The sequence below is a fragment of the Pseudomonas lyxosi genome, from assembly GCF_047758685.1.
GTDB classification, from domain to species: Bacteria; Pseudomonadota; Gammaproteobacteria; order Pseudomonadales; family Pseudomonadaceae; genus Aquipseudomonas; species Aquipseudomonas lyxosi.
Genome location: NZ_CP180481.1, coordinates 4,319,291 through 4,334,067 on the forward strand (window position 1 = coordinate 4,319,291; position 14,777 = coordinate 4,334,067).

Sequence of the window (14,777 nt, forward strand, 5' to 3'; positions counted from 1 at the left end):
TCAGATCCCCAACTCTTGACGCTGGCGCTTCAAGTGCTCCGGCATCTCTTTGTAGACGTCTTCGAACATGGTCGCGGCGCTCGGAATCTGGCCGCCGGCGAGGGTCCCGTACTGTTCGGCTTCTTTTTGCGCGGCGATGACTTCGGCTTCCAGTTCGGCGCTGACGGCGACGTGTTCCTCTTCGGACCACTGACCGATTTTCACCAGGTGCTGCTTCAGGCGCGCAATCGGGTCGCCCAACGGGAAGTAGCTCCAGTCGTCGGCAGGACGGTATTTGGACGGATCATCAGAAGTCGAGTGCGGACCGGCGCGGTAGGTGACCCATTCGATCATGGTCGGACCGAGGTTGCGGCGCGCACGTTCGGCGGCCCAGGCAGAGGCAGCGTAGACCGCGACGAAATCGTTGCCATCGACCCGAAGGGAGGCAATGCCGCAACCGACGCCACGACCGGCAAACGTAGTGGCTTCACCACCGGCAATCGCCTGGAACGTGGAGATCGCCCACTGGTTGTTGACCACGTTGAGGATCACTGGCGCACGGTAAACGTGGGCGAAGGTGAGGGCGGTGTGGAAGTCGGATTCAGCGGTAGCGCCGTCGCCGATCCAGGCCGAGGCGATTTTGGTGTCGCCCTTGATCGCCGAGGCCATGCCCCAGCCCACGCCTTGTACGAATTGGGTGGCGAGGTTGCCGGAAATGGTGAAGAAGCCATAGTCCTTGACCGAATACATGATCGGCAGCTGACGGCCCTTGAGCGGATCGCGCTCGTTGGACAGCAGTTGGCAGATCAGGTCCACCAGCGGCACGTCTCGCGCCATCAGAATGCTTTGCTGGCGGTACGTCGGGAAGCACATGTCATCGACGTTCAGTGCCAGGGCCTGGCCGCTGCCGATGGCTTCTTCGCCAAGGCTCTGCATGTAGAACGACATTTTTTTCTGGCGCTGGGCGACCACCATGCGGTTGTCATAGATCCGCGTCTTGAGCATGGCGCGCATGCCTTTACGCAGGATCTCGGCCGGTACGCCTTCAGCCCATGGACCGAGGGCATTGCCCTCGTCATCGAGCACGCGAATCAGGCCCTTGGCCAGATCAGCGGTGTCGGCCGGTTCAACGTCGATTGGGGGTTTGCGCACCGTGCCGGCGTCGGTCAGACGCAGGTAGGAGAAGTCGGTTTTGCAGCCAGGACGGCCCGATGGTTCGGGAACGTGCAGTTGCAGCGGTTCGTACGCTTGGTTCATGGCTTCTACGCTCGATCTTGTGAATTTCTTGTAGTGAGCTGACCGTCATTCTTCGATGAAAGAAATCTTGTCCTACAACAATCATAGGCCGGGCCAAGAAGAATATTTCTCTCTGTTTCGTTGCGTTGGCGATCATTTGAGGATAAAAAATCTGCATAAACATAAAAAACAGGTGGTTTTGTCTCATGCGCAAACTGGACCGTACCGATATCGGCATTTTGAACAGCCTTCAGGAGAACGCGCGCATCACCAACGCCGACCTCGCACGCTCGGTCAACCTGTCGCCGACGCCGTGCTTCAACCGGGTCAAGGCGATGGAAGAATTGGGCCTGATTCGAGAGCAGGTGACCCTGCTGGATGCCGAGCTGCTGGGGCTGCATGTGAACGTGTTCATTCACGTCAGCCTGGAAAAACAGGTGGAGGAGGCGTTACAGCATTTCGAAGAAGCGATCTCGGATCGCCCGGAAGTGATGGAGTGCTATTTGATGGCCGGCGACCCGGATTACCTCATCCGCGTACTGGTGCCGACCATTCAGTCGCTGGAGCGCTTCATGATGGACTTTTTGACCAAGGTGCCCGGCGTCGCAAATATCCGCTCGAGCTTTGCGCTCAAGCAGGTGCGCTATAAAACCGCGCTGCCATTGCCGGCTAACGGCTTGACCCTCAACAACTAAACACAAAGCCTCTGTAGCAGCTGTCGAGCACCGCGAGGCAGCGTTCGGCTGCGTAGCAGTCGTAGAACCTGTAAACGCGTTCTTTCTGACAGACCGCGGACGCAGCCTCGCGGTGCTCGACAGCTGCTACGAGGGGAAACTCAGAGTCTGTTGATCGGGATTTTCAGATAGGTCACGCCATTGCCCTCGGCCGGCGGCAAATTCCCCGCTCGCACATTCACCTGAATCGCCGGCAGCAAAAGCGTCGGCATGCCCAGCCCCGCATCGCGCTGGGTGCGCATGGCGACGAACGCGGCTTCGTCGATACCGTCATGAATGTGAATGTTGCTTTTGCGCTGCTCGCCCACCGTGCTCATGCACTGAGGTTCGCGGTCTGCGGGCGGGTAATCGTGGCAGACATAAAGTTTCACGCCGGCAGGGAAGGCCAGCAGTTTGTGGATCGAGGCGAACATCTGGTTTGCATTGCCACCGGGAAAGTCGCAGCGCGCTGTGCCCACGTCCGGCATGAACAGCGTATCGCCCACCAGAATCACATCGCTGTCGATCAGATAGGCCATGTCCGCTGGCGTGTGGCCGGGCACATGCAGCGCCGTGGCCTTGAGGTTGCCGATGCGGAACGATTCGTCCGGCGCGAACAGATGGTCGAACTGCGAACCGTCACTGCGAAATTCCGGCTCAAGGTTGAACAGGGTCTTGAATACGCCCTGAACCTTGCTGATGGATTCGCCGATAGCAATCTTGCCGCCCAATTCCCGACGCAGATAAGGCGCGGCGGACAGGTGATCGGCATGGGCGTGGGTTTCCAGCAGCCATTGCACCTGCAACTGATGTTGGCGAACGAAGGCGATGATCTTGTCGGCCTGGACGGTGGCGGTTCGTCCGGCGGCGGGGTCGTAGTCGAGCACCGGGTCGACGATGGCGCAGTGCCCGCCATCGTGCTCGTAGATCACGTAGCTGAAGGTCGACGAGGCAGGGTCTAAAAACGCTTCAATCAAGGCGGGCATGGTGGCCGTTTCTTTCTGGACAAGCCTTGAGGGTAGTTTCATTTTCCCTGCGCTGACCAGCCCGCATCAATTCAATTAATGAAAAAAGCTGTGCGCGCTCTATCCTGTCAGTCATCGATACCGGGCGCTCCCGGCTTTTTTTGCAGATCACGAGAGTTTTATGTTGCTGGCAAGTTTCTTTGGCGTGGTGATGGGGTTGGTACTCGGTTTGACCGGAGCCGGTGGCGGGATTCTTGCGGTGCCGGCGCTGGTATTGGGGCTGGGTTTGACCATGACCCAGGCTGCGCCGGTCGCACTGTTCGCGGTGGGCAGTGCGGCGGCTGTCGGCGCCATTGACGGGTTGCGCCATGGCCTGGTGCGCTACCGCGCAGCGTTGCTGATCGCTCTGCTGGGGGCGGTTTTTTCGCCGGTCGGCATCTACTTCGCCCATCAGTTACCGGAAAAAATCCTGATGATCCTGTTCAGCCTGCTGATGGTCATGGTGGCCTGGCGGATGCTGCGCCGTGAGCGCCAGGAAGAGGGACCAAACGACCACGGCCACGCCAACTGGGGCCAGAAGAACTGCATGCTCGATCAGCAGACCGGGCGCTTTTCCTGGACCGCCAAGTGCACCGCGACTCTTGCGTCACTGGGCGCAGTGACCGGTGTGGTCTCCGGGCTGCTCGGGGTGGGCGGCGGCTTCCTGATCGTCCCGGCGTTCAAGCAGCTGACCGATGTGCAGATGCGCGGAATCGTCGCCACTTCCTTGATGGTCATCAGCCTGATTTCCGCCATTGGCGTGATCGGCGCGTTTCAGGCCGGGGTGCGAATCGACGGTTTGGGCGTGGCGTTTATCGTTGCGAGCATCGTCGGCATGATCATTGGCCGAAGACTTTGCGCGCGAGTACCGGCCCGGGGATTGCAGATCGGGTTCGCCAGCATCTGTGTCGTGGTCGCCGCTTACATGCTGTTTAGAGCGGGCGTCTAGCAAGTACCGGTTCCTGTGGACGCCAGTCCGTTCCACAGGCGTACACCTTAAGTTTCGGGCCTCGTCGACGGACGGTCTTACACCGAACTTGTCGCGCATCACTTGCCACTCCAAAGCACTCTAAATCCGCCTCCAAGGCAGCGTATGACGCCGCCGGTCAGCTTTCGATAATCGCCTCCGACATCCAGTCCCCCGCTGCGGAGCGCGTCATGCACAACAATAAGAACATCAAGCATCGTTTCTTGCCTGCCTTCATCGCCAGCCTGTCGACCCTCGGTTTGAGCTCGATGGCCGAAGCCGAGATCGTGCTGTACGACAAGGACCAGACCACGTTTTCCACCGACGGCTACATCAACGCCTTCTATGTGAACAGCGATGTGGACCGTGCCGGCGACCAGTTCGACCGGAAACAGGCGCGGGTCAAAATGGGTTTTCTGCCCAACTACCTGGGCTTCAACATGAGCAAGCAGGTCGATGACCTCAAGCTCGGCGCCCGGTCCTCCTTCTGGGTGACCATCAACGACAGCGAAACCAACGGCACCGACACCGCCATCGACGTGCGGCAGTTCTACGGCACGGTGGCCAACCCTGAGTGGGGCGAAGTGCTGATCGGCAAGGACTTCGGCCTGTTCGCCCGTTCCAACATCCTGCTGGATGAAATGCTCGCCGGTTACGGCCAGGTCAGCGATTCCCTGGGCCTGGTGGACGGTGGCGGGGTGTCGTTCGGCAACATCGGCACGGGTTATCCGTACCCGTTCCCTACGTCCCAGATTACCTATCGCACGCCAGTGATGGAGGGCTTGCGGGTGGCGGTGGGGATCATGGACCCGGTGGACACCAACGACAGCAGTCCATTGGGCAAGGCGTATCAGGAGAATCCGCGCACCGAGAGCGAGATCACCTATCAGTTCGACGTGGCCGGGGCGAAGATCTACAGCTGGGTCAACGGCAGCTACCAGACTTCGGACAATACCGATTCCACTGTGCAGTCCGTCACCTCCAAAGGCGTCGGTTATGGCGTGCAGGCGAAGATGGGTGGGCTGTCTCTTACCGGCTCCGGCTTCCAGGCCAAGGGTATCAACCCGTTCTTCACCAACAATGCCGGTGAACCGACCCTGCGCAACGTCGACAGTGACGGTTACCTGCTGCAGGGCTCCTACAAACTCGGCAAGAACCGCCTGGCCTTGTCTTACGGCAAGACCAACGACGAGGGCAACGGCGTGGTCGGCAGCGGCGCGGACTACGAGACGCGCGGTGTGGCGCTGTTTCATGACGTCAACGACAACCTCAAGCTGGTGGCCGAGTACAACCAGTTCGCAATCAACGGCCACGACACCAGCGACCAGAACGAAGACACCGACACCTTTGCGGTGGGGGCGGTACTGACCTGGTAACTCTTGGGTGGCGAGTCTGGCTGCGCGCATCGCGGCGAGATTCGCCACCACTCTCATCCCATCGAAGCGGCTACCCGCTACCCAAGTAGCATACGTTGCAGCTCGCAGGCTTCGTACACTCGGGCTTCATATATGCGCACCTGCGGGAGGCGACGATGCAGCAGGTCCAGAGTGATGAAGGTGTGGTCAGTGCAATGTCCCAGGCCACCGATGCCCAACAGGTGGCCCAGGAGCTGGCGCGACAACTGTTGCACCCGCACTTGGGCTTCGTGCTGTTCTTCTGTTCCGCCGAGTACGACTTGCAGGCGCTGGGCCAGGCCTTGCAACAAAGCTTCGGCGGCATTCGCCTGGTGGGTTGCACCAGCGCCGGGGAAATCACGCCCTTGGGCTACGGTCGCAACTGCGTGACGGCGGTGGGCTTCGACCATCGGCATTTCTCCATCGACGCCGAACTGATCTCCGAGATGGAGCGTTTCAGCCTGATCGACGCCCAGCAAATGGTCGAGCGACTGGTCGGTGGCTGTCGCAGCAACACCTTGGCGCCGATCAAGGGCAACAGCTTTGCGTTGACCCTGCTCGATGGGTTGTCCAGTCGTGAAGAAATGGTCCTCGCAGCCCTGAGTGCGGCGTTGGGCGACATTCCGCATTTCGGCGGTTCGGCCGGCGACGACAATTACCTGACCCACACCCACGTCTATTTTAATGGCGAGTTCCACAGCGGCGCAGCGGTGGTGGTGTTGGTCAATACCTGGCTGGATTTCGAGGTGTTCACCACTCATCACATCTTGCCGAGGGCGGAAAAACTGGTGGTCACCGGCGCCGACAGCGCTTCGCGTCGGGTCTTTGAGCTCAACGCCGAACCTGCCGCCGAGGAATACGCCCGGCACATCGGCGTGCCGGTGGCGGAGCTCGATCATCGGATCTTCGCCGCGCACCCTTTGGCCGTGCGGATCAACGATCAGTATTACGTGCGGGCGATCCAGCAGGTTCACCCGGACCTGAGCCTGAGTTTCTACTGCGCGGTGGAAAACGGCATCGTCCTCACGGTCATGACGCCAGGCCCGATGCTGCCGAATCTGCAAACGCTGTTCGATGGGTTGCAGGAGCGCCTCGGCGATCTGTTGCTGACCATCGGCTGCGACTGCTTTCTCAGGCGTCTGGAACTGGAAGACGGCGGCAGTCTGGAGCAGATCGGAACGTTTTTGCGTGACCAACGGGTGATGGGTTTCAACACCTACGGAGAACAGTTCAATGGCATGCACATCAACCAGACCTTCACCGGGGTTGCCATTGCCCGAGGCCGGTCCCCTGGACACCGTTGAGCTTCAGGCACAGATCGCCAGCCTGCAGCGCGACAACCACAAACTGCAGCGCATCAATGGCGCGCTGATCGAGCGGATCGAGTCCGGCATCACCCGCGGCAATGACCCCTACGCGGCGTTCCAGCATTCGGTGGTGCTGGCCGAGCAGGTGCGTGAGCGAACCGACGCGTTGAACCAGGCCATGGCTGAACTCAAATCGGGCAATCATTTGCTCAGCGAAGCACGCCTGCGCGCAGAAACTGCGCATCAACACTTGATCGATGCCATCGAGAGCATTTCCGACGCCTTTGTGCTGTTCGATGCAGACCAGCGGATCGTGTTGTTCAACAGCCGCTTCAAGGCTTTCTGGGGCAACAGCCGGGTGCGAATCAACGCCGGTATGCGCCTGGCCGAGGTCAAGCGGCTGATGTCCGCCACCGGGCTGTTCACTGAAGAGCCGCGCGGGCATGCCGACGAAAATCTGTTCTATCGCCTGCAGAACGGCCGCTGGTTGCAAGTCAGCGAAAGGCCGACTCAGGAAGGCGGGCGGGTGATCCTGTTCACCGACATTACCGACGTCAAACTCAGCGAAACCGTGCGCCGCGAGCAGGCGGTGGCGCAGAAATCCCATTTGTTGCAACGGGCGGTCGACAACCTGTCCCAAGGCGTGGCCATGGTCAATGCCGAGGGCATTCTGGAGTTGTGGAACCGGCGTTTCCTCGAACTGAGCGGCCTGGCGCCGGTGGCGGCTCATCGTCTGTTTGCCGAAGTGATCGGCGACAGCGAGTTGAACCTGCTGACGCCGGCCAGTCGCGATGCAAACGGGCGGCCGGTGCAGGAATGCGAGCAGCGCCTCTACGATGGCCGGGTGCTGGAAATCCGCACCCATCCGTTGCCCACCGGTGGTTTCGTCAACACCTTCACCGACATCACCGAACGCTACCAACACGCCGAAGCGCTGAGCGAAAGCGAGCGCTGGATTCGCCTGATCACTGACCATGTGCCGGCGCTGATTGCCTACCTGAATGCTGACCTGGTCTACGAGTTCACCAACAAGGTGTATGAAGAATGGTACTGCTGGCCTCGGGGCGTGATGCTTGGGCAGAGCCTGCGCGAAGTCCACAGTGAGCAGCATTACCAGCGCCTGGAAGCCTACGTGGCCCGGGCCTTGGCCGGTGAGAGCGTGACGTTCGAGTTCGCCGAAACCAACATCAACAATCAGGAGCGCTACATGCTGCGCTCCTACGTACCCAATCGCTTGGCCACCGGGGAAGTGGTGGGGATTTTCGTGTTGATCCGCGACATCACCGAACGCCGCCGCACCGCCGAGGCGCTGCACCAGGCCTATCAGAATCTTGAGTTGCGGGTGCGCGAACGGACGGCGGAACTGACCACGCTCAACGACCAATTGCTGCGTGAAATCGACGAGCGTCGGCGAGCGGAATCTCGCCTGCGTGAAGCCAAACTCGAAGCCGAACAGGCCAACCTGTCGAAGACCAAGTTTCTCGCCGCCGTCAGTCATGACCTGCTGCAACCACTCAATGCCGCGCGGCTGTTTACCAGCGCGTTACTCGAACGGCGGGAGCCGGTGGCCAATGCGATTTTGGTGCGTAATGTCAGCAATTCCCTCGAGGATGTGGAGAACCTGCTGGGTACGCTGGTGGACATTTCCAAGCTGGATGCCGGGGTGATCAAGGCCGACATTGCGCCGTTTGCCCTGAGTGAACTGCTGGAGAACCTTGCGGCCGAGTACACCCAGGTGGCTCGCAGCGAAGGCCTGGAGCTGCATTTCATTCCCTGTTCCGCGCTGGTGCGCAGCGACATTCAGTTGCTGGCGCGGATTCTTCGAAATCTGTTGAGCAACGCCATTCGCTACACCTACAGCGGTCGTGTGGTGCTCGGTTGCCGGCGTCATCACCAGCGCCTGTCGATCGAGGTCTGGGACAGCGGCATGGGTATCGCCGAAAACCGCCTCGAGGAGATTTTTCAGGAATTCAAACGCGGTGATGTACAGCGACCAGATCAGGATCGCGGGTTAGGTCTGGGTCTCGCGATCGTGGAAAAGATTGCCGGGATTCTTGGTCACCGCATTCATGTGCGTTCGTGGCCGGGCAAGGGCTCGATGTTCTCGGTCGAAGTGCCGCTCAGCGCCACCGCACCCAAGGCGCTGCCAAGCCAGCAGGTGAGTGAGCCGATGCTTGAACGTCTGCGTGGGGCGCGGGTGTGGGTGCTGGATAACGACGCGGCTATTTGCGCCGGGATGCGCACGTTGCTCGAAGGGTGGGGGTGTCTGGTGGTCACGGCGCTGTCCGAGGAGGATCTGGCGCGGCAAGTGGACAACTATCACGAAGAAGCCGATTTGCTGATTGCCGACTATCACCTGGACGACGATCAGAACGGCGTCGATGCCGTGGCCCGTATCAACGCCCGACGCGGCTCGGCGATTCCGGCGATGATGATCACCGCCAACTACAGCAACGAACTCAAGCAGCAAATCCGCGAACTGGGCCACACCCTGATGCACAAACCGGTGCGGCCGATGAAGCTCAAGACAGCGATGAGTCATCTCCTAGGCCTATCCCGATAACTTGAATCGGACTGAACCTGTAGCAGCTGGCGAAGCCTGCGTTCGGCTGCGCAGCAGTCGTAAACCCTGAAGGCGCGTTCTTCCTGAAGCACCGCATTGTCTGAATTCACGGCTGCTCCGCAGCCGAACGCAGGCTTCGCCAGCTGCTACAGGGAGTGTGTCGCCGTAAAATCCCCTTAACTGATCGGCATTAGGGCATGCCACTCAGCACAGTAAACGTGTTTCAGCGCCGTAAATAAGACCCGAAATCAATATCCCCGGCACTCAAAATGGCCTGCACCCGATTGTGCACATTGAGTTTGCGCAGGATCGCCGAGACGTGGGCCTTGACTGTGGTTTCGGCGATTTCCAGGGTGTAGGCGATCTGTTTGTTCGACTCGCCCTTGGTCATGCGTTCGAGCACCAGCAACTGCTTGCGGGTCAAGGCCTGGAGCAGTTCAGGTGGAAAGCTCGGGGCATCGTTCATGCGCCTTGTACCGCATTTTTGTGTGCGGATGATGTCCGGCGGCAAGTAGACATTGCCGTTGAGGATCTGCTGGATGGCCTCGGTCATCTGCACCCGTGGCGAGGATTTGGTGATGAAACCCACCGCGCCGTAAGTGATGGCTTGCAGCACGACTTGTTTGTCCTGTTCGGCCGAGACGATCACCACCGGAATGGTCGGCGCCTCGTTGCGCAGGTTGATCAGGCCATTGAGGCCGTGCATGCCGGGCATGTTCAGGTCGAGCAGGATCAGGTCCAGGTCGTCATGTTCCTGCGTCAGCACCAGGGCGCTGTCCAGGTCGGCGGTTTCCATCACTTCGCTGCCGGGGAAACCGTCGCTGATGACGTTATGAATGGCTTCGCGAAACAGCGGGTGATCGTCGGCAATCAGAATTTTGTACATAGCCTTTCACCTCATTATTTTGATTAGGGTGTGGCAACAACACGCACGCGTAACGGTCAGGGAAAGGGTTCCGGCTGGGCGGGTGATACGGGCAGGTTGGCTGCCTGCCAGGCGTCCAGGCCGTCGCGATACCAATACAGAGTCTTATAGCCCATGGCGGCGGCGCGCTTCACGGCGTTCCAGCTCAGCCAGCAATCGGAGCGGCAGTAGAAGACCAGCGGTTGCGCGAGATCACCTGCGGTCAATGTGTTCAGCTTACGCGCAAAATAGTCCTGCCAGTCGGGCGTCAGGTCACCGTCGCCGGTATTGGCCAGCCAATGGCTGCCGGGGAGGTTTTCGTGGGGCTGGTCCTCGATGAAACGTCCTTGCAGCCATTGGCGGCGGTAGACGTCGATCAGCACCGGACGCGGTGTCTGGGTCAGTAGGGTTTGCAGGGCGGCGGTATCGATGATGCCGGCGCCCTGGACTTGACTCGGGGTCGGGCTGCGGTACAGACCGATGCGATAGCCGTCGGCGGAAAACAGCGGTGTTTCGGCCTGCGCGACGCCCAGCAACAGGCTCAGCGATAGCGCAGCGAGAGAAGGGCGCAGCAGACGACGTCGGGCACGCGGCATGGGGTTCAATCCTTATAGTTATGAACCTATTACATGCCAGTCTCGGTGCGATTGGAATGCGACGATAGACAGGAAAACCAGTACTAAAGTAGTAATTTTCAACCGTTGATCGCTGATTGATCGTTCCCACGCTCTGCGTGGGAATGCCTCCACGGACGCTCCGCGTTCGGCTCTGGAGGGGACGCGGAGCGTCCCGGGCTGCATTCCCACGCGGAGCGTGGGAACGATCAGGGTAACAGGGGAGTTAGATGGATTTGCGCAGGGCGGCGTGTTGCGGGTTGAAGGTGAGTACCGCCAGCAGCGCGAACATTAGCGTCAACCCTAGACAAACTGCCAGCGCCAACGGATTGAAGCGTTCATACAAGGCAAACCGCACCAGTTCCACCGCATGGGTGAACGGGTTCAACGCGCACAACCAGTACAGCCACTCGCTGGACTCGCGCATTTTCCACAGCGGATACAGCGCCGACGACAGGAAAAACAGCGGGAAGATCACGAAATTCATCACCCCGGCAAAGTTCTCCAGCTGACGGATCGCGTTCGACAGCAACAAACCCAGCGCGCTGAGCATCAACGCCACCAACAGCAACGCCGGCAAGGCGATCAACAGCCCCATGGCCGGTGGCTGCACGCCGTACACCCAGGCAATCGCCAGAAAGGCATAGACCTGCAACAGCGAGATCAGCGAGGTGGCCAACAGTTTGCTGCACAGCAGGAAAGTCCGGGGCAGGGGGCTGGTCAGCAGCACGCGCATGCTGCCCATTTCCCGGTCGTAGACCATCGACAGCGAACCTTGCATGCCGTTGAACAGCAGGATCATGCAAGCTAGCCCGGGGATGATGTAAACCTCATACGGAATGTAGGTGTCGTACGGCTCGATGATCGCAATCCCCAGTGCAGCGCGAAAACCGGCGGCGAACACCAGCAGCCACAGCAGCGGCCGCACCAGCGCGCTGAGAAACCGCGTGCGCTGCAACACAAAGCGCAGCCATTCACGCAGCACGATGCCGCTGAAACATTGCCAGTAGGCATTCATTGGGCGGCTCCTGAAGTCGTCAGTCGAGTGAAGGCCGAACCCAGGTCACCACCGTGCTCCAGGCTCAGGACGTCGGCTTGTCCGCTAGCGACCAGCCGGCCCTGATGCAGGATTAACAAGTTGTCGCTCGGCTGTACTTCATCGAGTAAGTGAGTGGTCCAAAGCACGCTGATGCCTTGCTCGCGGCACAAACTGCGAATGTGTTGATTGAGCGCCAGCCGACTGGCCGGGTCGAGGCCGACGCTGGCCTCGTCGAGCAACAGCAGGCGCGGTTCATGCAGCAAGGCGCGGGCGATTTCAACCCGGCGACGGTGGCCGCCATTGAGTTCGCGGACCCGCTCGCGACGGCGTTCGGTCAAGGCCTGACGTGCCAATTCGGCGTCGACGCGGATGCCGGTCTGACGTCGGGACATCCCATGCAGCGCGGCGTGATAACGCAGGTTCTGCTCGACGCTGAGGTCCAGGTCCAGCGTGCTTTGCTGAAACACCACGCCCAACTGCTTGAGCGCCGGACGCGCCGCGTTGCGCAGTGAACAACCACCGACGCGGATGTCACCGCGCTGCACATCGTAGAGCCGAGTGAGCAAGGCAATCAGCGTCGATTTGCCGGCGCCGTTTGGCCCCAGCAATGCAGCGAAACGGCCGGATGCCAGGCTGAAACTCACCTGGCGCAACGCCTCTTTCGCACCATAAGCGAAACTCAGCTCGCTGACTTCGAGTGCGTTCATGGGGTCACCACCACGCCCCACGGATAGCGCCCGACCTTGATCGATTGGGTGACCTTGAGGTTGTCGACATCGATCACCGACACATCGCCGCTGACGCCATTGGTGGCCAGCAATTGCTTTTGATCCGGGGTAAACGACATCTGCCAGACCCGTCGCCCGACCAACAGATAATCAAGAATCTCGAAAGTCTTGGCATCGATCACCGCCACGTGATTGGCCGGGCCGAGGGCGACGAAACCGTACTTGCCGTCAGCGCTGAGCTTGATGCCCACCGGTTGAACCTTATCCGGGTGCACGCCCTTGATCTGGAAGGTCAAGGTCTTGAGGGTCTTGCGGGTGGCGACGTCGAGAATGGTCACCGTGCCGCCGATTTCCGCCGAGGCCCAGAGCTTCGAACCATCCGGCGTGAACTCGACGAAGCGCGGCCGTTGATCCACCAGTGTGCTGTCGGCCAGGGTCTGGGTACTGGTGTCGATCCAGTGCAGCATGTTGGTGGTTTCGCTGGTGTTCACCGCCCACTTGCCGTCGGGGCTGACAGCCATGCCTTCGGGTTCGACGCCGACGCTGATCTGGCTCAGCACTTTGGAGGTTTCTGTGTCGATCACCGTCACCAGCGCATCGTCTTCGTTGGAAACGTACAACCAGCGATTATTCGGGTGCAGGGCGAACTGCTCAGGGTCCTTGCCCGAGGGCAGTTCCTTGATGATCTTGCGCGTGGCGACGTCCATCACCTGGACCCGGTCCGAGTCGCTGGCGCAGATGTACAGCAGCTTGTTGTCGTGGGATAGCAACAAACCGCGCGGGCGCTCGCCGACGGGCAGGGTGTCGGTGACTTGCTGGGTCTGCAGATCGATCAGGCTGAGGCTGTTGTCCTTTTCGTTGGAGACCCAGGCGGTGCTGGCCGCGGCATGCCCGGCGGCGAGCAGCAGGGCGCAAGAGAGCAGGGTGCGGCGCATGGCGGATTCCTTTTTGTTGTAGTTCTTGTGGAAAGTTGGATTAGGGAAAGTGGCAGGTCACTTCGGGTTTGTCGTAGCCCAGGCTGTCCATTTCGTTGAACGGGTGCAGGAAACCGTCTTGCGGCGAGGTACTGACCAACGCCCGGGGCTGCACGATGGGAATGGGTTGGCGCAACTGACCGTTCCACGGTCGATAACTGAGCTTGCGACCCTTGAAACCGTCCAGCGGCAATTGATCGCTGATTTCAAGCGCACGGATCGCCATCGGATCGACCTGACGCAATTTGCTCACGGCACTGGCAATGCTGCGCACGGCGATCCAGGCCGCAAAATCCCGGTCATTCATCCAGCGCCCGGTCAGGGCTTCGAAGCGTTTCTGCAACTGGGCGGCGCCGTAGGTTTCCACGGTTTTGTGCCAGCCCACCGGGGTCAGCCCCTGAGTGCCGGCGACCGGCCGTGGGTACCAGGTCTGGTAGGGCACGTATTCGCCGAAATCACCGCGTTCATCCGCTACCAGCACCACGTCGTACTCGGCGGTCTGGGTGAACAGCGGCATGTCGGCCTGGGCGCTGCGACGCTGATCGTTGTCGAAACTCCAGGCTTTTTCCGCGACCAGTTTCAGACCGAAGCGTTTGGCGGCGCGGCGCAGGGCGGCGGCATAGGCTTGATCGTCCGGGGTCGGGCCGACGATCAGCAGCGCCCGTTGCCATTTGCGCACCACCAGAAATTGCGCCAGCGCATCGGCGAGCATCGCCCGGCTCGGCAGGCTGTGCAGCACGTTCGGCAGGCAGTCGGTGGTGCGCAGGCTGTCGTCGGGGCTGCCGGCGTTGAACAACAAGCTGTCGGGCAGCACGGCGCTGAGTTGGCGCAGGCTGGCGGCCGGTGCGTTGACGACAAACAAGCGCAGACCTTGTTCATGCTGAGCCTTGGCCGCTTCGACCAAGGCATCCGGATTGTCGACGTTGGCGCTGACCAGGTTATAGCTCTGGTTGAGGAAACGCCCGGTGCTGTTGCTGTCAGTGATCGCCAGTTCGGCGCCACGCAGCCCGGCATCGACCGGCTCGGGAATGACGTTCGACAGCAACGGGCCCGGGTCGGGGCGATAGCCCAGGTAGCCGATCTGCACCTGCAACGGTGCGTCCGCGGCTTGGCTCTGGGTCGCCAACCCGGCGGCGCAGGCAATCGCCAACAGGTAGATCAGGGCGTAAGGGGCAAGCTGGCGCATAAGGCACTCCATTACAGGTAGCGCCAGCATAGGAACGCTGTGAGGCAGAAGGAAATATGCAGAAAGTACCAGTGAGCCAGTACCAAGGTAGTAAAGGCGCCGGAAGCGTACCCGGGTGCGCGCCACAAGCCCTACTACCAAGGAACTAGACGGCGGCCACCAAAGCAGC

The 14,777-nt window shown here is 60.5% G+C and carries 13 protein-coding genes; 5 read left to right on the forward strand and 8 right to left on the reverse strand.

From position 1 onward, the window contains the following. Complete coding sequence (locus ACMXYI_RS19985; RefSeq protein ID WP_415768721.1) at positions 1–1,236, reverse strand: 3-methyl-2-oxobutanoate dehydrogenase (2-methylpropanoyl-transferring) subunit alpha; 1,236 nt, start codon at positions 1,234–1,236, stop codon at positions 1–3. Between the two features lie 185 nt (positions 1,237–1,421). Here ACMXYI_RS19985 and bkdR point away from each other — a divergent pair, with 185 nt between their 5' ends. After that, positions 1,422–1,910 (forward strand): Bkd operon transcriptional regulator BkdR, encoded by a 489-nt coding sequence (gene bkdR, locus ACMXYI_RS19990; RefSeq protein WP_033054503.1) that lies wholly within the window; start codon positions 1,422–1,424, stop codon positions 1,908–1,910. A 140-nt stretch (positions 1,911–2,050) separates the two neighbouring features. On the opposite strand, the gene ACMXYI_RS19995 is transcribed toward bkdR, so the two are convergent. Continuing rightward, entirely contained in the window at positions 2,051–2,914 is an 864-nt protein-coding gene (locus tag ACMXYI_RS19995; RefSeq protein ID WP_415768722.1) for an MBL fold metallo-hydrolase, read from the reverse strand. Positions 2,915–3,074: 160 nt separating this feature from the next. Here ACMXYI_RS19995 and ACMXYI_RS20000 point away from each other — a divergent pair, with 160 nt between their 5' ends. The 4 genes from ACMXYI_RS20000 to nahK all read left to right on the forward strand — a co-directional run bounded on the left by ACMXYI_RS20000 (position 3,075) and on the right by nahK (position 9,163). Then, a complete protein-coding gene (locus ACMXYI_RS20000; RefSeq protein ID WP_415768723.1) occupies positions 3,075–3,881 on the forward strand; it encodes a sulfite exporter TauE/SafE family protein in 807 nt (268 codons plus the stop codon). A 209-nt stretch (positions 3,882–4,090) separates the two neighbouring features. Further along, positions 4,091–5,275, forward strand: a complete 1,185-nt coding sequence (locus tag ACMXYI_RS20005; RefSeq protein WP_415768724.1) for a porin — start codon at positions 4,091–4,093, stop codon at positions 5,273–5,275. A 155-nt stretch (positions 5,276–5,430) separates the two neighbouring features. Continuing rightward, entirely contained in the window at positions 5,431–6,597 is a 1,167-nt protein-coding gene (nosP, locus tag ACMXYI_RS20010; RefSeq protein WP_415768725.1) for a nitric oxide-sensing protein NosP, read from the forward strand. Next, positions 6,566–9,163 (forward strand): hybrid sensor histidine kinase/response regulator NahK/ErcS', encoded by a 2,598-nt coding sequence (nahK, locus tag ACMXYI_RS20015; RefSeq protein WP_415773935.1) that lies wholly within the window; start codon positions 6,566–6,568, stop codon positions 9,161–9,163. The genes nosP and nahK overlap by 32 nt, the downstream gene beginning before the upstream one ends. 223 nt (positions 9,164–9,386) lie before the next feature. On the opposite strand, the gene ACMXYI_RS20020 is transcribed toward nahK, so the two are convergent. From ACMXYI_RS20020 to ACMXYI_RS20045, 6 genes are all read right to left on the reverse strand, one after another. Continuing rightward, positions 9,387–10,049 carry a response regulator transcription factor gene (locus tag ACMXYI_RS20020; RefSeq protein WP_008149733.1) on the reverse strand — a complete coding sequence of 221 codons (663 nt, stop codon included), beginning with the start codon at positions 10,047–10,049 and terminating at the stop codon, positions 9,387–9,389. Positions 10,050–10,105: 56 nt separating this feature from the next. Then, entirely contained in the window at positions 10,106–10,663 is a 558-nt protein-coding gene (locus tag ACMXYI_RS20025) for a PQQ-dependent catabolism-associated CXXCW motif protein (protein WP_415768726.1), read from the reverse strand. A 244-nt stretch (positions 10,664–10,907) separates the two neighbouring features. Further along, positions 10,908–11,699: an ABC transporter permease gene (locus ACMXYI_RS20030; protein WP_415768727.1), complete on the reverse strand. Its 792-nt coding sequence runs from the start codon at positions 11,697–11,699 to the stop codon at positions 10,908–10,910. Then, positions 11,696–12,427, reverse strand: coding sequence for an ABC transporter ATP-binding protein (locus tag ACMXYI_RS20035; protein ID WP_415768728.1), 732 nt, complete (start codon positions 12,425–12,427; stop codon positions 11,696–11,698). Before ACMXYI_RS20035 ends, ACMXYI_RS20030 begins: the two co-directional genes overlap by 4 nt. Beyond that, complete coding sequence (locus tag ACMXYI_RS20040) at positions 12,424–13,383, reverse strand: YVTN family beta-propeller repeat protein (RefSeq protein WP_415768729.1); 960 nt, start codon at positions 13,381–13,383, stop codon at positions 12,424–12,426. Before ACMXYI_RS20040 ends, ACMXYI_RS20035 begins: the two co-directional genes overlap by 4 nt. Before the next feature lie 40 nt (positions 13,384–13,423). Further along, the gene (locus ACMXYI_RS20045; RefSeq protein ID WP_415768730.1) at positions 13,424–14,608 is read right to left on the reverse strand and encodes an ABC transporter substrate-binding protein; all 1,185 of its coding nucleotides are present in this window, start codon (positions 14,606–14,608) and stop codon (positions 13,424–13,426) included. Between the last annotated feature and the right edge of the window lie 169 nt (positions 14,609–14,777).

What these genes read in the sequence shown, in the direction of transcription:
- ACMXYI_RS20025 (WP_415768726.1), bottom strand. Translation starts at nt 10,663, where the DNA reads ATGCCGCGTGCCCGACGTCGTCTGCTGCGCCCTTCTCTCGCTGCGCTA.
- ACMXYI_RS20045 (WP_415768730.1), bottom strand. Translation starts at nt 14,608, where the DNA reads ATGCGCCAGCTTGCCCCTTACGCCCTGATCTACCTGTTGGCGATTGCC.
- ACMXYI_RS19985 (WP_415768721.1), bottom strand. Translation starts at nt 1,236, where the DNA reads ATGAACCAAGCGTACGAACCGCTGCAACTGCACGTTCCCGAACCATCG.
- ACMXYI_RS20030 (WP_415768727.1), bottom strand. Translation starts at nt 11,699, where the DNA reads ATGAATGCCTACTGGCAATGTTTCAGCGGCATCGTGCTGCGTGAATGG.
- ACMXYI_RS19995 (WP_415768722.1), bottom strand. Translation starts at nt 2,914, where the DNA reads ATGCCCGCCTTGATTGAAGCGTTTTTAGACCCTGCCTCGTCGACCTTC.
- ACMXYI_RS20000 (WP_415768723.1), top strand. Translation starts at nt 3,075, where the DNA reads ATGTTGCTGGCAAGTTTCTTTGGCGTGGTGATGGGGTTGGTACTCGGT.
- nosP (WP_415768725.1), top strand. Translation starts at nt 5,431, where the DNA reads ATGCAGCAGGTCCAGAGTGATGAAGGTGTGGTCAGTGCAATGTCCCAG.
- bkdR (WP_033054503.1), top strand. Translation starts at nt 1,422, where the DNA reads ATGCGCAAACTGGACCGTACCGATATCGGCATTTTGAACAGCCTTCAG.
- ACMXYI_RS20035 (WP_415768728.1), bottom strand. Translation starts at nt 12,427, where the DNA reads ATGAACGCACTCGAAGTCAGCGAGCTGAGTTTCGCTTATGGTGCGAAA.
- ACMXYI_RS20005 (WP_415768724.1), top strand. Translation starts at nt 4,091, where the DNA reads ATGCACAACAATAAGAACATCAAGCATCGTTTCTTGCCTGCCTTCATC.
- ACMXYI_RS20020 (WP_008149733.1), bottom strand. Translation starts at nt 10,049, where the DNA reads ATGTACAAAATTCTGATTGCCGACGATCACCCGCTGTTTCGCGAAGCC.
- ACMXYI_RS20040 (WP_415768729.1), bottom strand. Translation starts at nt 13,383, where the DNA reads ATGCGCCGCACCCTGCTCTCTTGCGCCCTGCTGCTCGCCGCCGGGCAT.